At 66.7% G+C, this 17,962-nt stretch carries 17 protein-coding genes; 15 read left to right on the forward strand and 2 right to left on the reverse strand.

The features are described from left to right. Positions 1-82 precede the first annotated feature (82 nt). The 6 genes from rpiA (at position 83) to AC3A6I_RS05750 (ending at position 6,874) form a co-directional block, all read left to right on the forward strand. A complete protein-coding gene (gene rpiA / locus AC3A6I_RS05725) occupies positions 83-775 on the forward strand; it encodes a ribose-5-phosphate isomerase RpiA (RefSeq protein WP_487542459.1) in 693 nt (230 codons plus the stop codon). A gap of 67 nt (positions 776-842) precedes the next feature. Next, the gene (locus AC3A6I_RS05730; protein ID WP_487542461.1) at positions 843-1,364 is read left to right on the forward strand and encodes a DUF2059 domain-containing protein; all 522 of its coding nucleotides are present in this window, start codon (positions 843-845) and stop codon (positions 1,362-1,364) included. 66 nt (positions 1,365-1,430) lie between these two features. Further along, entirely contained in the window at positions 1,431-2,807 is a 1,377-nt protein-coding gene (gorA, locus tag AC3A6I_RS05735; protein WP_487542462.1) for a glutathione-disulfide reductase, read from the forward strand. An 80-nt stretch (positions 2,808-2,887) separates the two neighbouring features. Beyond that, entirely contained in the window at positions 2,888-3,331 is a 444-nt protein-coding gene (locus AC3A6I_RS05740; protein ID WP_487542464.1) for a pseudoazurin, read from the forward strand. A gap of 153 nt (positions 3,332-3,484) precedes the next feature. Further along, positions 3,485-4,873: a class II 3-deoxy-7-phosphoheptulonate synthase gene (locus AC3A6I_RS05745; RefSeq protein WP_487542466.1), complete on the forward strand. Its 1,389-nt coding sequence runs from the start codon at positions 3,485-3,487 to the stop codon at positions 4,871-4,873. An 81-nt stretch (positions 4,874-4,954) separates the two neighbouring features. Next, entirely contained in the window at positions 4,955-6,874 is a 1,920-nt protein-coding gene (locus tag AC3A6I_RS05750) for a PAS domain-containing sensor histidine kinase (RefSeq protein ID WP_487542468.1), read from the forward strand. Here the strand turns inward: AC3A6I_RS05750 and AC3A6I_RS05755 are convergent. Beyond that, positions 6,840-7,265 (reverse strand): response regulator, encoded by a 426-nt coding sequence (locus tag AC3A6I_RS05755; protein WP_487542470.1) that lies wholly within the window; start codon positions 7,263-7,265, stop codon positions 6,840-6,842. The two genes, AC3A6I_RS05750 and AC3A6I_RS05755, sit on opposite strands and share 35 nt — an antisense overlap. 234 nt (positions 7,266-7,499) lie before the next feature. On the opposite strand from AC3A6I_RS05755, the gene AC3A6I_RS05760 reads away from it, so the two are divergent. The 3 genes from AC3A6I_RS05760 to gltX all read left to right on the forward strand — a co-directional run bounded on the left by AC3A6I_RS05760 (position 7,500) and on the right by gltX (position 11,965). Continuing rightward, positions 7,500-8,609 (forward strand): hypothetical protein, encoded by a 1,110-nt coding sequence (locus tag AC3A6I_RS05760; protein WP_487542471.1) that lies wholly within the window; start codon positions 7,500-7,502, stop codon positions 8,607-8,609. A gap of 160 nt (positions 8,610-8,769) precedes the next feature. Continuing rightward, positions 8,770-10,485 carry an NAD+ synthase gene (locus AC3A6I_RS05765; RefSeq protein ID WP_487542473.1) on the forward strand — a complete coding sequence of 572 codons (1,716 nt, stop codon included), beginning with the start codon at positions 8,770-8,772 and terminating at the stop codon, positions 10,483-10,485. A gap of 154 nt (positions 10,486-10,639) precedes the next feature. After that, on the forward strand, positions 10,640-11,965 hold the full coding sequence (gene gltX, locus AC3A6I_RS05770) for a glutamate--tRNA ligase (RefSeq protein WP_487542474.1): 1,326 nt from the start codon (positions 10,640-10,642) through the stop codon (positions 11,963-11,965). Here the strand turns inward: gltX and AC3A6I_RS05775 are convergent. After that, entirely contained in the window at positions 11,910-13,076 is a 1,167-nt protein-coding gene (locus AC3A6I_RS05775; protein ID WP_487542476.1) for a DUF2865 domain-containing protein, read from the reverse strand. The genes gltX and AC3A6I_RS05775 overlap by 56 nt on opposite strands. 260 nt (positions 13,077-13,336) lie before the next feature. On the opposite strand from AC3A6I_RS05775, the gene AC3A6I_RS05780 reads away from it, so the two are divergent. The 6 genes from AC3A6I_RS05780 to AC3A6I_RS05805 all read left to right on the forward strand — a co-directional run bounded on the left by AC3A6I_RS05780 (position 13,337) and on the right by AC3A6I_RS05805 (position 17,956). Next, on the forward strand, positions 13,337-13,789 hold the full coding sequence (locus AC3A6I_RS05780) for a hypothetical protein (protein WP_487542478.1): 453 nt from the start codon (positions 13,337-13,339) through the stop codon (positions 13,787-13,789). A gap of 313 nt (positions 13,790-14,102) precedes the next feature. Next, on the forward strand, positions 14,103-15,521 hold the full coding sequence (gene cysS, locus AC3A6I_RS05785) for a cysteine--tRNA ligase (protein WP_487542480.1): 1,419 nt from the start codon (positions 14,103-14,105) through the stop codon (positions 15,519-15,521). Next, entirely contained in the window at positions 15,518-16,015 is a 498-nt protein-coding gene (locus AC3A6I_RS05790) for a GFA family protein (protein ID WP_487542482.1), read from the forward strand. The genes cysS and AC3A6I_RS05790 overlap by 4 nt, the downstream gene beginning before the upstream one ends. After that, the gene (gene pip / locus AC3A6I_RS05795; protein ID WP_487542484.1) at positions 16,012-16,971 is read left to right on the forward strand and encodes a prolyl aminopeptidase; all 960 of its coding nucleotides are present in this window, start codon (positions 16,012-16,014) and stop codon (positions 16,969-16,971) included. Before AC3A6I_RS05790 ends, pip begins: the two co-directional genes overlap by 4 nt. Next, positions 16,968-17,456, forward strand: a complete 489-nt coding sequence (locus AC3A6I_RS05800) for a GFA family protein (RefSeq protein WP_487542486.1) — start codon at positions 16,968-16,970, stop codon at positions 17,454-17,456. The genes pip and AC3A6I_RS05800 overlap by 4 nt, the downstream gene beginning before the upstream one ends. Then, a complete protein-coding gene (locus AC3A6I_RS05805; protein WP_487542488.1) occupies positions 17,453-17,956 on the forward strand; it encodes a GFA family protein in 504 nt (167 codons plus the stop codon). Before AC3A6I_RS05800 ends, AC3A6I_RS05805 begins: the two co-directional genes overlap by 4 nt. The last annotated feature ends 6 nt before the right edge of the window (positions 17,957-17,962 follow it).

Genomic DNA, 17,962 nt, shown 5'->3' on the forward strand with positions numbered 1-17,962 from the left:
TTCCGTTCACCTCTGCGTGAGGCGGGCGGGTTGACATGCCCTGAGCGCCCTGCCTAGTGACGGCGACGGGGGAGGGCGATCCATGAATAACGATCCGAAATGGCGTGCCGCCAAGGCGGCGATGGTGGAGGTGCGCCCCGGCATGCGATTGGGGCTGGGCACCGGCTCGACCGCAAAGCATTTCGTCGACCTCGTCGGCGAAGCGGTGGCACAGGGGCTCGATGTGCTCTGCGTGCCGACCTCCGAGGTCACCCATGCGCAGGCCGCGAGCCTCGGTATCCCGCTCACCGATCTCGAAACCACCCCCGAGCTCGACCTGACCGTTGACGGCGCCGACGAGATCGGCCCCGGCCTCAGCCTCATCAAGGGTGCCGGCGGCGCGCTCCTGCGCGAGAAGATCGTCGCCACCGTGTCCGCGCGCATGGTGGTGATCGCCGACCAGTCCAAGCGCGTCGATATGCTCGGCCGTTTCCCGCTGCCCATCGAGGTCAACCACTTCGGCCTCGGCGCCACCTCGATCGCAATCGAAAAGCTGATGCGCCAGCTTGGCGCCGAAGGCCCGCTGCGCCGGCGGATGCGGCCTGATGGCGACGCCTACGTTACCGATGGTGGACACGCCATCCTGGACGCGTTTTTTGGCCGCATTCCTCAGCCAGAAGCGCTCGGGAACAGCCTGCTCGCGATACCGGGCGTGGTGCAGCACGGGCTGTTCATCGACCTCTGCCGCCGCGCCTATGTGGCTGGTCCCGACGGTGTCGACGTTCTGGACGCCTGAACCGGGCTCGGCTAGAGGCTAGTGGGAAGCAACCTTCAATGAGCCAACATCTGTGAGCACCTGGCCGATGATCTCAAGACTCAAGCGCCTGCCCGTGCTGGCCGCCGCGCTTTTCTCCCTGTTTGTCGCCTTCGCGGCCGCGCCGGCTCTCGCCCAGCAGGTCCAGGAAATCTCGCCCGAGCACCTGGCTCTGGCGCGCAAGTATATCGACCTCACCGATCAGGGCGGCGTGTATGAGGCGACCATCGTCTCGGCGGGCGTACGCACCTATCGCACGCTGCTGCCGACCAACCCCGAGATCGCCAAGCCGCTGAGCGACGCGATCGGCAAGGTCATCTCGACCTATCGCGAGCGCAAGGGCGAGCTGTTCGACCAGTTCGCGCGCAACTACGCCTTGGTCTTCAGCGTCGAGGAACTGGGCCAGATCGTGGCCTTCTACGAGAGCCCGGTCGGCCAGAAGTTGAGCAAGGCCAATATCGAGATCAACGAGACCAACAAGCGGGTTCTGCAGATCTACGAGGGCAACCTCGGTAAGGAATTCTTCGCCGCGGTGCGTGCCGAGCTCAAGGCGCAGGGCATCGACAGCTGAGCCATCAGCACCTATGTGGATGAGGCCCCGCCGGCGCGCGGGGCCTTTTCATTTGGAGTGCATGCGATGAGCGAGAGTTACGATCTCGTGGTGATTGGCGCCGGCTCGGCCGGCGTGCGGGCAGCGCGGATTTCGGCGGGCTACGGCGCCAGGGTCGCCATCATCGAGGAATACCGTGTCGGCGGCACCTGCGTCATCCGCGGCTGTGTGCCCAAGAAGCTCTTCGTCTATGCCGCGCGCTACAAGGATCTGTTCGAGATCGCTCCGAGCTTCGGCTGGGATGTCGGTGAGCCGACCTTCGACTGGCCGACGCTCGTCGCCAACAAGGACAAGGAAATCGCCCGGCTCGAGGCGGCCTATGTCGTCGGGCTGGAGCGGCCGGGCGCCGAGATCATCCGCGAGCGCGCGATCGTCACCGGCCCCAACAGCGTGAAGCTGCTCACCTCGGGCCGCGAGCTCGAGGCCAGGACCATCCTCGTTGCCACCGGCGCGCATCCCTTCATCCCGGATATCCCGGGCAGGGAGCTTGGCATCACCTCCAACGAGGTGTTTCACCTCGAAAAGCTCCCGCACTCGATTCTCATCGAGGGCGGCGGCTACGTCGCGACGGAGTTCGCCACCGTCTTTGCTGGCCTCGGTGTTCCCACCACCATCGTCTATCGCGGCGACTGCGTGCTGCGCGGCTTCGACCAGGATCTGCGCGAGGGTCTGGACGCCGGTCTCGAGGCGCATGGCATCAAACGCATCTACCAGACCAACGTGACCGGGCTCAGCCAGGCCGGCGACGATATCCGGGTCAGCTTCTCGGATGGCGTCGACGCCCCGTTCGGCGCCGTGCTCTTCGCCACCGGCCGTCGCCCGAACACCACGGGGCTCGGCCTCGAGACGGCAGGCGTCGAGCTCGACGGCTTCGGCGCGGTCAAGGTTGACAGCTATTCGCGCACCAATGTGCCTTCGATCTACGCCGTTGGCGACGTCACCAACCGCGTGCAGCTGACCCCGGTCGCCATCCGCGAGGGCCATGCCTTCGCCGACACGGTGTTCGGCGGCAAGCCGACCGAGGTCGACCTGTCGCTCTACGGCACGGCTGTCTTCGCCGAACCCGAGGTCGCGACTGTCGGCCTCGCCGAGCACGATGCGCTGACGCATGGCGACATCGACGTCTACGTTACCCGTTTCCGGCCGATGATGAATACGCTGTCGCTCAAGTCGGAGCGCATGCTGATGAAGCTGGTCACGCTCAAGGACGGGGGCAGGGTGCTCGGTGTCCACGTCATGGGGCCGGGCGCCGCCGAGATCATCCAGATGGCGGCGATTCCGATCGGCATGGCCGCCGACAAGGCCGATTTCGACCGCGCGATCGCCATGCACCCGACGGCGGCCGAGGAACTCGTGACGTTCAAGAAGCCGAGCTACATCTATCGCGACGGGGTGAAGCAATAGCGGGAGGGTGATGCGACGTTGAGCGCATTGACGCTACGCCCCGTATCATGAGCATACGCCTCCTATTTAGGAGATCCGATATGAAAAAGACCCTGCTCGTCGCGCTTGCCGCCCTCTCCCTGCTTGCCGGTCCGGCTGTTGCCGCCGACTATCAGGTGAAGATGCTCAACAAGGGCGCTGACGGCACGACCATGGTGTTCGAGCCGGAGCTCACCAAGATCGCCGTGGGCGACACGGTGACCTTCGTCGCTACCGACCGGGGCCACAACGCCGAAACCATTCCCGGCATGCTTCCGGAAGGCGCCGAGTCCTTCAAGGGCTCCATGGGCAAGGACGTCACCGTGACTTTCACCGTGCCGGGCGCCTATGGCATCAAGTGCCTGCCGCATTTCGGCATGGGCATGGTGGCGCTCGTCGTCGTCGGCGACGAGCCGGCGGCTAATGCCGAGGCCGCCAAGTCGGTCAACACCCCGCCCAAGGCCAAGGCCAAGTTCGAGGCGCTGTTCGCCGAAGCCGGCCAGTAAGCGCTGCACGACCATGCGCGCCGGCATCCTCGCCGCGCATGGCGCCTATCGGAACGGGCCGCTCGTGTGCGAGTGGCCCGTTTCCTCGTCAACAGTAGGCTTCACACCGTCCCAATCGCCTGATAGGACGCGCCCGACCGGGAGGTAGCGACTATGCCGACGAGCAACTGGACACCGCAAAGCTGGCGCGACAAGCCCATCCTGCAGGTGCCGGCCTATCCCGATGGCGACAAGCTCGAAGCCGCCGAGGCGCAGCTCCGCAAGTTCCCGCCGCTGGTCTTTGCCGGCGAGGCGCGCGAACTGAGAAACCAGCTCGCCGAAGTGGCCGAGGGCAAGGCCTTCCTGCTGCAGGGCGGCGATTGCGCCGAGAGCTTCGCCGAGCACGGCGCCGACCACATCCGCGACTTCTTCCGCGTCTTCCTGCAGATGGCGATCGTTCTGACCCACGGCGCCAGCAAGCCGGTGGTGAAGGTCGGCCGCATCGCCGGCCAGTTCGCCAAGCCCCGTTCCGCCGACACCGAGACCATCGATGGCGTGACGCTGCCGAGCTATCGCGGCGACATCATCAACGACATCGCCTTCACCCCCGAGGCCCGTATCCCCGATCCGGAGCGGCTGCTGCTCGCCTACCGGCAGTCGGCGGCGACGCTGAACCTTCTGCGCGCCTTCGCCTCGGGTGGTTACGCCGACCTGACCCGCGTCCACGAATGGACGATGGGCTTCATGAAGGACACCACCGCCTATCCGCGCTTCGAGGAGATCGCCCGCAAGATCGATGACGCCATCGACTTCATGCGCGCGCTCGGACTCAACTCGGATAACACCCCGTCGCTGCGCGAGACCAAGTTCTACACCAGCCATGAGGCGCTGCTGCTCGGTTACGAGGAGGCGCTGACCCGTCGCGACTCCATCACCGGCGAGTACTACGCCACCTCCGGCCACATGCTGTGGATCGGCGACCGCACCCGCCAGCCCGAGGGCGCGCATGTCGAGTATTTCGCCGGCATCCGCAATCCGATCGGCGTCAAGTGTGGCCCCAGCCTCGTCGCCGACGACCTGCTCAGGATCATCGACCGGCTGAACCCCGACAACCAGGCCGGCCGCATCACTCTGATCTCGCGCTTCGGCTCGGACAAGATCGCCGACCACCTGCCGCGGCTGATCGAGGCGGTCGAGCGCGAGGGCAAGGTCGTCGTCTGGTGCTCCGACCCGATGCACGGCAACACCGTCAAGGCCTCGACCGGCTACAAGACCCGTCCGTTCGAGCGGGTGCTGAGCGAGGTGAAGAGCTTCTTCGACATCCACCGCTCGATGGGTACCCATGCTGGCGGCATCCATATCGAGATGACCGGCGACGACGTCACCGAGTGCACCGGCGGGGGTGTTGCGGCCATCACCGAGGCCAGCCTGCAGGATCGCTACCACACCTACTGCGATCCGCGCCTCAACGCCTCGCAGGCGCTCGAACTGGCCTTCCTCGTCGCCGAGGAACTGCGCTCGCAGCGGCCGGCGCGCAGTGAACGGATCGTCGCGGCCGAGTGAACCAAAGTGCCCCTCCCGCGTTGAGGGGAACTGGTTGCGCAGGGGCGCGGCCACGAGGCTTGTGCTGCGCCACGGTGATTGATGCCACGCTCCTTCTTCCCGCGCGCCGACGCAGAGACCAAGGCACGTCTCGACCGCGATCCTGTCATACAGCTGGCCAACAGCTTCGACTGGTCCTCCAGTGAACTGGGTCCCATTTCGTCCTGGCCTGTGGCGCTCAGTGCGGCCGCCCGCCTGATCATGACCTCCGTCGCGCCGATGTGCCTGCTGATCGGCAGGAACGGCATCATGCTCTACAACTCCGCCTATGCTCCCATCGCCGGCGCGCGCCACCCCGGCATCATGGGCATGTCCGTGCTCGAGGCTTGGCCCGAAGTGGCCGATTTCAACCGCGACATCATCGACCGCGTGCTGGCCGGCGAGTCGCTGGCTTTTGCCAGCCAGAAGTTCGTGTTCTACCGCAATGGCGAGCCCGAGGACGTCTGGTTGAACCTCGACTACTCCCCGGTGCTCGACGACGACGGCACCGGTCTTGCCGTGCTCGCCATCGTGCAGGAGACGACCAGCCAGGTGCTGTCGGATCAGGTGCTGGCGGAGCACCACGAAAAGCTGGACCTGGCCCTCAACGCCTCGGGCATGGTGGGAATCTGGGACTGGGATATCGCCGAGAACCGCGTGACCGCGGACGAACGTTTTGCCGCGCTGTTCGGCATCTCGCCCGGCGAGGCCGCCGTCGGCCTGCCGATAGAGATATTCTTCAAGGCCATGCACGCCGACGATCGCACCCGCGTATGGGCCGAGATCGAAGCGGCGTTGAAGGACGCCGGTCCGGTACGGTTCGAGTATCGCGTCGTCGATGCCGATGGCCATGTCCGCTGGGTTGTAGCCTCCGGCCGGGTTATCACCGACCGGGATGGCCGCGCCATACGTCTGCCCGGTGCCGTCGTCGACATCACGACCGAGCGCGAGATCGCGGCCCAGTTGGTTGAAAGCGAGGAACGCTTCCGGCTGCTCGCCGACACCATGCCGCAAATGGTGTGGTCGACCCGGCCGGACGGCTACCATGACTACTATAACGCGCGCTGGTACGAATATACCGGTATGCCGCCGGGCTCGACCGACGGCGAGGGCTGGAGCGGCATGTTCCATCCCGAGGATCAGGCGCGGGCCTGGGAGTTGTGGCGGCATTCGCTCGAGAGCGGCGACCCCTACGTCATCGAGTATCGCCTGCGCCGCCACGACGGCGACTATCGCTGGGTGCTGGGCCGGGCGCTGCCCATGCGCGACGCCAGCGGCCGCATCATGCGCTGGTTCGGCACCTGTACCGATATCCACGAAACCAAGCTGGCCCAGGAGGAGCGCGAGGTGATCGCGCAGGAACTGAGCCACCGCATCAAGAACATCTTCGCCGTCATCGGCGGCATCGTGGGCCTCGCGGCACGCTCGCATCCCGAGGCGAGCGAGTTTGCCGACAAGCTGCGCGGCCGCATCCTCGCGCTCGGTCGCGCCCACGATTTCGTGCGGCCCCACTCGCGCAGCTCGATGCCGCTGCACAGCCCGTCCTCGCTAAGCGCGCTGGTAATGGAACTGCTGCAGCCTTACCGCGTCGGCGAGGTCGAGCGCGTCAGCTTCGGTGGTCCGGATGCCGAGATCGACGACGGCGCCGCGACCCCGCTTGCCCTGTTGTTCCATGAGCTGGCGACCAACGCCGCCAAGTATGGCGCCTTGACGCGCCCGGAGGGCCACATCTCGATCGAAACCGCTCTTGATGGCGACGACTACCGGCTGGTCTGGCGCGAGCGCGGCGGGCCGCCACCCGCACCGGGGGTGACCGGCTTCGGCTCGAAGCTCATATCGCTGAGCGTTGAAGGCCAGCTGCGCGGTCGCCTCGAGCGGCGCTATGGCGAGGACGGGCTGGAGGTCGAGCTGTCGTTGCCGCGGCAGGCACTGCGCCGCAAGGCGGAGCTCAGGCGGGAGCCGGAGCCCCGGGAAGCTGGCTGAACAGCCTGAGGTGGCGGGGCGGCTTGGCTGCCCGCTCGCGCCGGCGCGTGGCGGCCGCGAATTCGATGGCCTCGCGCAATTCGTCGCCCTCCACCGGCTTGGGCAGCACGCCGATGGTTCCGGGGACGCCGTCGCCCAGCTGACCCGGGTTGGCCGTCATGTAGATGACCGTGACGCCGTCGGCGGCGAGGCGGCGGCCGACCTCGATGCCGGTCGGGCCGTCGACGAGGTTGATGTCGACGAATGCCAGTTCGGCCTCACGCGCCAGCTCGAGCGCCCGCCGGCTGTCGGCAGCAATGCCCAGCGGCTGGTAGCCCAGCTCCTGCAGCACGCTCTCCAATTCCGTGGCGACGAAAATCTCGTCCTCGACCACCAGTACCTTGCAACTCATCTGCCTGCGCCTTGGGCCATTCTTTTCCGCACCGCCCAACTCATCCAACCCGTGAAGGGTTGCAGCCTAACTCTGCATGGCTGCGATGAAGCTGTGGGAAACGCGCCTTCGGTTAGCAGATCGTTCGATTCGAAGGTCTTGGCGCCCGATCGTTTGCATTGTGCCACGTTCATTTAGCGGAACATTAACCCTAACGGTGCATAAACGGGCTCAATACTTGTCCCGGAGTTCGCCATGTTCCGCCTGGCTACGAGCATGTTCGCCCTCGCCGCTGCCGCGTTCAGCAGCCCGGTCCTCGCCGCCGACTGGAGCGACGATCCGGCTTCCATCTATCGCGAGGGCTATTCCATCGAGCCTTATGAATGGTCCGAGATGGGCGACCAGACGGACGGGCTGCATTTCGAGACCGGCCTGCGCTACTGGTACTCGATGGGCTCGCGGAACTTCGACTTGAGCGGCACCACTTTCGAGGGCACGGACACCTCCCACACGATCGAGGTTCACCTGCGCGTCGAGGACGACTCCACCGCCACCTATGCCAAGGGCTGGGCCGGCTACAGCGTCGCGATCAATGGCGACTATTCCGATCCGTTCTCGAGCGGGGAGGTGACCGACGGGCAGATCGGCTATGGCGGCGCCGACTTCGGCTGGAACGCCATCGACGACGGCAAGGGCAACGGGCTGGCGGGCTTCGTCGGCTACAACTACTGGAACGACTCGCCCCGCACGAACCGCGCCTCGTTTACCACCGCCACCTCCGCCGACGACATCGCATACAGCGAGGATACCGGCCTGTGGTCGCTGCCAGGTGACAGCGTCGATGACCGCCTCGAACTGCACATGCTGCGCCTCGGCCTCAGCGGCAAGGCCGAGATCAACGATTTCTTCGAAATCAGCGGCGAGGTCGCGGCCGTTCCCTTTGCGACCATCTCGGGCGTGCTCGGCGGCGACGAAGGTCCGACCGGTACGGACACCCTCGGTCCGTTCCTGCCGTGCGGCCTGGACGACCTCTGCCCACCACAATTCTTCAAGGCCTCCGCCACCGAGATCGAGGGCTGGGGGTATGGCGGCATGGCCGAAGTCATGGCCGGCTTCCACCCCACCGAGAACATCACCTTCCGCCTCGGCGGTCGTGCCTGGTATGTGCAGGGCACCTACGACGCCAACTATACCGGCGCACTGGTCACCCCGCCGCAGGAGCAGCCGCCCGTGGGCGATCCGCCGGAGCCTGCCGATCCGCCTTATGGGGAGCCCAGCCTCGAGCTCGACGACTACACCGAGACCGAGAACCCCTTCTCCATGCTCCGCTACGGTCTCCTCGCCGAGCTGACCTATCGGTTCTGATCAGGCCTGACCGACCGGCTGTCCGCTTGCCCGTTTCCGGGTGAGCGGATAAGTCTTGCCGCGCATTTGGAGCGTGATCAGGAAAAGTTGCAGACTTTTCCGGTTCGATCGCGCGACCATTCGGTATGCTATCCCTATTCCCCGCCGGCGGACTTTTCCCGTGACCGATCGCCTCCGTATCGCCCTCGCGCAGCTCAATCCGACCGTGGGCGCTATTCGCGCCAATCTCGAGCTGGCCAAGAAGACGCTGGCCGACATGGCGGGGCAGGGGGCCGACATCCTGCTTTTCCCCGAGCTGTTCCTCACCGGTTATTTCCCCGACGACCTGCTGTTCAAGCCGCGCTTCGTCGCCGACGCCATGGCCGCCGCCGAGGACTTCGCCAAGGCGACCGCCGGCACCAATGTCACCGCCATCATGCCCTGCGTCTGGCAGGAGAACGGCCACCTCTTCAATGCCGCGCTGGTCTGCGAGCAGGGCCGCATCATCGCCCGCCGCTACAAGCGCGAGCTGCCCAATGACGATGTGTTCTATGAGAAGCGCTATTTCGAGCGCGCCGACCTGCAGGAGCCGGTGACCATCAAGGGCGTCTCCATCGGCATCCCGATCTGCGAGGATATCTGGCATCCCGACGTCTGCGCCCATCTCGTCGATAACGGCGCGCGCATCCTGCTCTGCCCCAACGGCTCGCCCTACTGGCGCAACAAGCAGGCGACCCGCTACCAGCTGGTCACCGACCGCGTCGCCGAGGACAACGTGCCGCTGCTCTATCTCAACCAGGTCGGCGGCCAGGATGAGCTCGTCTATGACGGCGCGAGCTTTGCCATCGAGCCCGGAGGCCGCCTCGTCGTGCAGGCCAAGAGCTTCGAGCCCGAGATCATGATGTCGAACTGGGAGCGCACGCCCGATGGCTGGCGCTGTACGGATCCGCACGTGACCCCGCTGTCGAGCGTCGATGAGGCGCCGTGGCGCGCCTGCGTGCTCGGCCTGCGTGACTATGTCGAAAAGAACGGTTTCAAGTCCGTCGTGCTCGGCCTCTCGGGTGGCATCGACAGCGCCGTCGTCGCCGCCATGGCCGTCGATGCCATCGGGGCCGACCGGGTTCACTGCCTCATGCTGCCCTACCGCTACACCAGCGCGGAGAGCCTCGCCGACGCCGAGGATTGCGCCCGCCGGCTCGGCGTCAGATACGACGTGGTCTCAATCGGCGATCCGGTCGAGGCCGCGCTTGCCGAGCTGCAGCCGGTGTTCGGCAATCGCCCGATCGACACCACCGAGGAGAACATCCAGTCGCGCATGCGCGGCGTCTACCTCATGGCCGTTTCGAACAAGCTCGGCGGGCTGCTGCTCACCACCGGCAACAAGTCGGAGATGGCCGTCGGCTACGCCACCATCTATGGCGACATGAATGGCGGCTTCAACCCGATCAAGGACATGCTGAAAATGCGTGTCTACGAGCTCGCCGACTGGCGCAACAAGCACCGCCCCGCCGATTGCCTCGGCCCCGATGGCGAAGTCATCACCCAGAACATCATCGACAAGGCCCCCTCGGCCGAGCTCCGCCCCGACCAGAAGGACCAGGACTCGCTCCCGCCCTATCCGATCCTCGACGAAATCCTGCACGGCCTCGTCGAGCTCGAGCTGTCGGTCGCCGAAGTGGTGCAGCGCGGCGAGGGCCGCTTCGACCGCACCCTGGTCAAGCGCATCGAAAAGCTGCTCTACATCGCCGAATACAAGCGCCGCCAGTCGGCCCCGGGCGTGAAAATCACCCGCAAGGCCTTCGGCCTGGGCCGGCGCTACCCGATCACCAACGGCTATCGCGACGAGGTCGAGGTGGTGGAGCAGACGCATCGGCTGGACAGCAAGGGGCTGGAATGAACGACGTGCATGTGGCCACCCCCCTCCCGGCCTCCCCCACAAGGGGGGAGGTGAAGCGGGTTTGTGGCGCTATGGTGCCACGTGAACCGGCAGGCACCTCCCCCTTGATGGGGGAGGTTGGGAGGGGGTGGGACCACACGCTCCATGTCGCCCCATGACCACCGTCCGCTACGCCCCATCCCCCACCGGCCGCCTGCACCTCGGCAACGCCCGCCCCGCGCTGATCAACTGGCTCTTCGCCAAGGGCACCGGCGGCAAGTATATCCTGCGCCTCGATGATACCGACACCGCTCGCTCGACCGAGGAATTCGCCCGCGGCATCGTCACCGACCTCAACTGGCTCGGCATCACCCCCGACGTAAAGTACCGCCAGTCCGACCGCACCGCGCTTTACGATGCTGCCCGCGACCAGCTGATCGCCTCCGGCCGGCTCTATCCCGCCTACGAGACCGAGGAAGAGCTCGACATCAAGCGCAGCCGCGCCCGCCTGCTCGGCCGTCCGCCGATCTACGATCGCGCCGCGCTCAACCTGACGCCCGAGCAGAAGGCGAAATACGAGGCCGAGGGCAGAAAGCCCCACTGGCGTTTCAGGCTCGATGGCCGCCCGGTGCAGTTCGACGACCTGATCAAGGGCCCGCAGACCGTCAACACCGCGTCCATGTCCGATCCGGTGCTGATCCGCGCCGATGGCAGCTATCTCTACACGCTCCCCTCGGTGGTCGATGATATCGACCTCGGCATCACCCACGTGATCCGCGGCGAGGACCACGTCTCCAACACCGGCACGCAGATCGAGATCTTTGAGGCGCTGGGCGGCAACGTGCCGGCCTTCGCCCACCACAATCTCCTCACCGGCGCCGAAGGTGAGGGTCTCAGCAAGCGCCTCGGTTCGCTATCGCTGGCTGAGTTGCGCGAGGCCGGTTACGAGCCGATGGCGGTGGCCATCATGGCCGTGCTGACCGGCACCAGCCTGCCGCTCGAGCCGCACCCGGATCTCGCCGACGTGGCGACGGTCTTTACCCTCGACAAGGTTTCGCACGGCCCGGCTCGCTTCGATCCGGCCGAACTCGCGAGCCTCAACGCCCGCATCCTGCACGCCATGCCCTATGATGTGGCGCAGCCCCGCCTCGCAGCGCTCGGCATCGCCTCGGAACCGCTCTGGCTCGCCCTGCGCGGCAACCTCGCCGTCTTCTCCGACATCGCCGATCTCGCGACGCTGGTGACCGGCCCCGTCACGCCGTTGGTCGCCGACGAGGATCGCGACTATCTCGCCAGTGCGAAAGACCTGCTGCCGCCCGATCCGTGGGACGAAACCACCTGGTCGCAGTGGACCGATGCGCTGAAGGCCGCCACCGGCCGCAAGGGCCGGGCGCTGTTTCACCCGCTGCGGCTGGCGCTGACCGGCCGCGAGCAGGGGCCCGAACTCAGGGCGCTGTTACCGCTAATTGGGCGTAAGGCGTCTCTGGCCCGACTACCCTGACGCGCTTGTCGCCGAACATCACGATCCGCTCTTCCTGCGTCGGCGTCGGCGCCACGACCTGCACCGGCGCAGTCGGTTCGCCCGGCGCCGGCGGCCGGCGGCGCGGCAGCGGGACATCCACGTAGTTCGCCTCAGCCACCTGCACGGGCGTTGCCACCACGGTCGCTGCGACGGGCGCCGCGCGGCGCTGGTCACGCAACGGCAGCGGGAACATCTCGCCGCGGAACGTCACCATGGCGCGCGAGCTGCCGTCGAAATTCTGCGCCACCTCGATGGCGCCCTGGTCCTGCGTCGAGGTGCACTTGCTCGCCGTGTCGAACTCGGTGCGGAAGCGGAAGGCGGTAGGTAGCGAGGCGTAGGGCTCGCCCCACTGGTTGATCATCTGCGCCGGTTCCTGCCCGGGATTGTCATAGTAGTAGAGATCGACATCGAGCCCCGGACACATGGCCCGGCACTGCTCGGCATCGTTGGCCACATAATCCACCAGCGTCGAATAGCTGATCGGCCAATAGAATCCGTCGGTCTTGCGTACGCACAGCGTCCGCACCGTGTGGTAGTTGCCATAGGGATTGAACTCGTCGCCTCGAACCCCGCCGGCGCCGAACCCGTCCTCGGTGAAGCCGCCGAACAGCCGCTCGAACAGGTTGCCGCGGCTGCCGCGGTCGACATTGACGCGCGAGCGACCGTCGCAGTCGAAGCGCGCCATTTCCTGCAGGATGGCCTCGCGCTGCTGTGCTACGGCCTCGCCCGTATCGACGCTCTGCGCCATGTTGTTGACCTGCTCGCGCAGGTCGAGCACGTCGCGCGCCAGGGCCCGGCACTGCGAGTTGAGCTGCCGGCCGGCCTTGGCGTCGTCGTTGCAGCCGCCCCGGATATAGGCGCTCTCGGCCCGCTGCACCTGCCGCTGCAACTGGCGCAGGCCGCCGCCGCGCGAATTCTGGAAATCCTGGTTGCGGTCGAGCGTGCGCAGCATGTTGTCGAGCTGCGTGCAGCTCGCCGCCTGCGCGTGCGCATCCGAGATGTTGAGCAGCAAGGCGGCCCAGGCTGCCAGCATCAGCAGCGCGAGGCGGATCAGCAAAGTGGCGGCGTCGCCGCGGGTCGTCGTCGTCATATACCTCAACCGGGTCGTTGAGCCGTCCCTAGGCCGCCATTGCGCCCAAACGGAGACGCACGCGGCCGGATTCGGCAAGCATTAACAGGATCGTCGGCCCGGGTAACCCGCATGTTGCGCTTTGGTGGCATGGGGCGGCCAATAACCGTGGAATCGCGGCCTCATCGCCACGGGCTGACGCAGCTTTCGCGCCGCCCGTTGCATTTTCGCCTGATATCCATGCCATCTACGGCGCGACTCGAACTGTTGGAGTGACCCGCTTGAAAACCCTCATTGCCGTGGCCGCGTCGGTGGCCTGCCTGCTTTCCGCGCCCATGGCCTTCGCCCAGTCGGGCACCGACATGACCCAGTTCTCGACCGCCTGCACCGGCGGCGCTGAGTTCCTGCTCGGCCAGATGCCCGAGGGCACCGAGGCCGAGCCGATCCTCACCCCGCTCTGCGCCTGCCTCAACACCACCTTCGGCACGCTGCCGCAGAACGACGTCGACATGCTCGCCGCCGACCTGCGCGGCGAGGGCACCGAAGAGGCGCACACCGCCCACGGCAACTATGCCGCCCTCTCCGAAACGGCGCGCACCGGGCTGCAGACCTGCTTCGAGGCGCCCGAAGTCGTCGCCGCCGTCCAGGCCGCCGTGCCCGAGGGCGAGGCCGCGCCGGCCGATCCGGCGTCCACCGAACCTCCGGCGACCGAAGCACCGGCCGCACCGCAATAGGCCATTGAAAAAGGGGCGCTTCGGCGCCCCCTGATCCTCCCCTGCGCAGCGGGGGAGGGGGACCGCCGCAGGCGGTGGAGGGGGCGGCCCCGGGCACAGCTCCCGCGTTCCTGCCGGTACAGTTCCCCGCCCCTCTTGCTTTTTCCGCGCCGTCCCGCCATTTTGCGCGCCATGAAGACCGGCACCGCGATCTGCATTTCGGGTTGCATTATTATCCGCTAGGCATTTGCTGGCGGCGCGGTCTTCTTCACCCAAAATTCCAGGCCCCTGAAGAGCCCGTTCCGCGAGTGAGACCACTTGCGAGGAAGAAGCTTTGGGCGAAACGGCGACATTGCGGCTCTACAACACGCTGACGCGGCAGAAGGAGGACTTCGTCCCCCTCGATCCGGCCAATGTGCGCATGTATGTCTGCGGACCCACGGTCTACGACTATGCCCATATCGGCAACGCGCGGCCGGTCATCGTCTTCGACCTGCTGTTCCGCCTGCTCCGCTACGTCTACGGGCCGGAGCGCGTCACCTATGTGCGCAACATCACCGACGTCGACGACAAGATCAACGCCCGCGCCGCCCGCGACTATCCCGGCCTGCCGCTCAACGAGGCGATCCGCAAGGTCACCGAGGCGACGGCGGCGCAGTATCTGAAGGACGTCGCGGCGCTCGGCACGCTCGAGCCCACGCACCAGCCACGCGCCACCGAGAACATCGCCGAGATGCAGGCCCTGATCGGCTCGCTGCTCCAGCGTGAGCATGCCTACGAGGCGGCCGGCGAAGTGCTGTTCGCCGTCGATTCCATGCCCGACTACGGACAGCTTTCCGGCCGCAACCTCGAGGATAACGTCGCCGGTGCCCGCGTCGCCGTCGATGCGCACAAGAAGAACCCCGCCGATTTCGTGCTCTGGAAGCAGTCGACCCAGGGCGAGCCTGGCTGGGAAAGCCCATGGGGCAGGGGGCGTCCGGGCTGGCACATCGAGTGCTCGGCCATGAGCGAGCGCTATCTCGGCCAGGTCTTCGACATCCATGCCGGCGGCCTCGACCTCATCTTCCCGCACCACGAGAACGAGATCGCCCAGTCGCGCTGCGCCCACGGCACGCACGCCATGGCCAACTACTGGCTGCACAACGGCTTCCTGCAGGTCGAAGGCCAGAAGATGAGCAAGAGCCTGGGCAACTTCGTCACCATGCACGACCTGCTCGAGACCGAAGCCTTCGGCGGCCGCAAGTGGCCCGGCGAAGTGCTGCGCCTCGCCATGCTGATGACCCACTATCGCGAGCCCATCGATTTCTCGGTGAAGCGCCTCGAAGAAGCCGAGGGCAAGCTCCGCGACTGGCAGCGCGCCGCCGCGGCTGCCACCAAGGGCGCGGTGCTGCCGCCCGACACCACCGTGGTCGCCGAGCTCAGCGACGACCTCAACTTCCACCGCGTCACCCTCACCCTCGACAGCCTCGCCCGCGAGGCCCGTAAGGGCGAGCAGGCCGCCGCCGACGATCTCGGCGCCACCCTCGAATTCCTCGGCTTCGGCCTCGATACCCTCCTGCAGCCCGCCTCGCTCTCGGCCGACGCGGCCGTCGACATTGAGGAAGCGGTGAACCGCCGCCTCGCCGCCCTCAACGCCAAGGACTTCGCCACCGCCGACGCCATCCGCGCCGACCTCCTCACCCGCGGCATCCAGCTCATGGACTCCCGCGACGAAACCGGCGCAAGGCAGACGAAGTGGGAGCTGGCGCGGTGAGCGCGCTTGCTCCCCCCTTCACCGGCGGCTGCCAGTGCGGCGCCGTGCGCTTCTCCGCGTCCCGCCTCGGTGGCGCTGCGATCTGTCATTGCCGCATGTGCCAGAAGGCGTTCGGCTCGATCTTCGGCGCCTATGTGACCGGCTACGATGTCGTCTGGACCCGCGGCGAGCCCAGCTGGTTCCAGAGCTCCGACGTTGTGCGCCGCGGCTTTTGCGCCCAATGCGGCACGCCGCTCGCCTATGACACGCACGAGCCCGACGGCAGCCTCGAGCTTGCCCTCGGCGCGCTCGACGATCCCGAATGGGCGCCGCCATCGCGCCATCTCAACCCGCACGACATGCTGAGCTTTTCCCTCAAGCTCGCCGACCTGCCGGTCCAGCCGGCCGCCACCCGCCCCTTCGTCGAGCGGCGCAAGGGCGCGCCGGTGGTGAGCCACCAGCACCCCGACCACGACACCGACACCTGGCCGCCCCAAGGAGGCTTCCCCACGTGACCGCCCTGCGAAGCTTCTATCCCGAGATCGAACCCTACGCCGCCGGCCACCTCGATGTCGGTGACGGCCACTCGATCTACTGGGAGCGCATCGGCACGCCCGGGGCGAAGCCGGCGGTGTTCCTGCATGGCGGCCCCGGTGGCGGCATCAATCCGTCGCAGCGCCGCGTCTTCGATCCGGCCCGCTACGACGTGCTGCTGTTCGATCAGCGCGGCTGCGGCCAGTCAAAGCCCTTCGCCGAGCTCGAGCACAACACCACCTGGGACCTCGTCGCCGATATCGAGAAGCTGCGCGAAATGGTCGGCGTCGAGCAGTGGCTCGTCTTCGGCGGCTCGTGGGGCTCGACCCTGGCGCTCGCCTATGCCGAAACCCACCCCGGGCGTGTCACCGAGCTGGTGCTGCGCGGCATCTTCACGCTGCGCAAATGGGAGCTGCGCTGGTACTACCAGCACGGCGCCTCGCTGTTGTTTCCCGACAAATGGGAACGCTTCATCGCCCCGATCCCGCCCGAGGAGCGCACCGACCTGATCGGCGCCTACCGCAAGCGCCTCACCTCCGGCGATCGCGACATCCGCCTCGGCGCCGCCCGCGAATGGGCGCGCTGGGAGGGCGAGACCATCACGCTATTGCCCGATGCGGCCATCAGCGACCCGTTCTACGGCGAGGACTACGCGCTCGCCTTTGCCCGCATCGAGAACCACTACTTCGTCAATGCCGGCTGGATGGATGACGGCCAGCTGATCCGCGATGCGGAAAAGCTGCGCGACATCCCGGGCGTGATCGTTCAGGGCCGCTACGACATTGCCTGCCCGCCGCAAACGGCGTGGGATCTGCATCAGGCCTGGCCCGAGGCCGAGTTCATCATGGTCGAGGGCGCTGGCCACGCCATGAGCCAGCCCGGCATCCTGCACCACCTGATCGAAGCGACCGACCGGTTCGCGGGAGGCGGAATGTGAGTAACCAACACGCAGACAGCCTGTCCGGTGGCTGCCAGTGCGGCGCCGTCCGCTTCCATGTCGCCACCGTGAAGAAGTCGACCATCTGCCACTGTCGCATGTGCCAGAAGGCCTTCGGCTCGTATTTCGGCCCGCTCGTGATGGTCGAAGGCGTGACCTGGACGCGCGGCGCGCCAAAATTCTACCGCTCGTCGAACCTGGCCCGGCGCGGCTTCTGCGCCGAATGCGGCACACCGCTCTGCTATCTCCATGACAACGACGGCGGCATAGAGCTTGCCGGCGGCGCTTTCGATGACCCGCCCGCAGTGGCCCCGGTCCTCCAGATCAACGTGGCGAGACGGCAGCCCTTCTTCGATGGTCTGTCGGCGGTGCAGCACCACATGAGGGTCGAGCTCGAGGCTGAGTTCAATTCCCGTGTGATCAACTATCAGCATCCCGATCACGATACGGCCGAATGGTCGCCGCGCGGCGGAGGACAGGCATGACGCACGACAGCTATCGCTTCCGCGAATATTCCGGCGGCTGCCAGTGCGGCGCCGTGCGCTGGCACGCGACAGAACTGCGCGACAACCCGCATTTCTGCCATTGCCGCATGTGCCAGAAGGCCGCCGGCAACCTGTTCATCGATCTCGTGGGCATCCGCCACGAGCACCTGACCTGGACGCGCGGCAAGCCGAGCGAGTTCAACAGCTCCGACGTCGCCGCCCGTGGCTTTTGCAGCAATTGCGGCACGCCGCTCTACTACCGCTCGCTCGGTGGCCCGCACGTCTCGATGACCATCGGTTCGTTCGATGAGGCGCATCTGATCCCCATCCGCTACGAGATGGGCCTCGAAGGCCGGCACCCCGATCTCAGGCCCGTCCCCGGCGCCGAGCAGGTCGGCACCACCGAGGACGGCGATGGCGTCGAGGCGGTGGAGCGCGTCCGGGCCTCCAACCACCAACATCCCGACCACGACACGGCCGAATGGCCACCCCGTAACTGAGTATCG

The sequence above is a fragment of the Devosia sp. Soil_C_22 genome (assembly GCF_057657195.1).

Excerpts from the sequence above, each read along its gene's own strand:
- rpiA (WP_487542459.1), top strand. The coding sequence starts at position 83 with ATGAATAACGATCCGAAATGGCGTGCCGCCAAGGCGGCGATGGTGGAG.
- AC3A6I_RS05730 (WP_487542461.1), top strand. The coding sequence starts at position 843 with ATGATCTCAAGACTCAAGCGCCTGCCCGTGCTGGCCGCCGCGCTTTTC.
- gorA (WP_487542462.1), top strand. The coding sequence starts at position 1,431 with ATGAGCGAGAGTTACGATCTCGTGGTGATTGGCGCCGGCTCGGCCGGC.
- AC3A6I_RS05740 (WP_487542464.1), top strand. The coding sequence starts at position 2,888 with ATGAAAAAGACCCTGCTCGTCGCGCTTGCCGCCCTCTCCCTGCTTGCC.
- AC3A6I_RS05745 (WP_487542466.1), top strand. The coding sequence starts at position 3,485 with ATGCCGACGAGCAACTGGACACCGCAAAGCTGGCGCGACAAGCCCATC.
- AC3A6I_RS05750 (WP_487542468.1), top strand. The coding sequence starts at position 4,955 with ATGCCACGCTCCTTCTTCCCGCGCGCCGACGCAGAGACCAAGGCACGT.
- AC3A6I_RS05755 (WP_487542470.1), bottom strand. The coding sequence starts at position 7,265 with ATGAGTTGCAAGGTACTGGTGGTCGAGGACGAGATTTTCGTCGCCACG.
- AC3A6I_RS05760 (WP_487542471.1), top strand. The coding sequence starts at position 7,500 with ATGTTCCGCCTGGCTACGAGCATGTTCGCCCTCGCCGCTGCCGCGTTC.
- gltX (WP_487542474.1), top strand. The coding sequence starts at position 10,640 with ATGACCACCGTCCGCTACGCCCCATCCCCCACCGGCCGCCTGCACCTC.
- AC3A6I_RS05775 (WP_487542476.1), bottom strand. The coding sequence starts at position 13,076 with ATGACGACGACGACCCGCGGCGACGCCGCCACTTTGCTGATCCGCCTC.
- AC3A6I_RS05805 (WP_487542488.1), top strand. The coding sequence starts at position 17,453 with ATGACGCACGACAGCTATCGCTTCCGCGAATATTCCGGCGGCTGCCAG.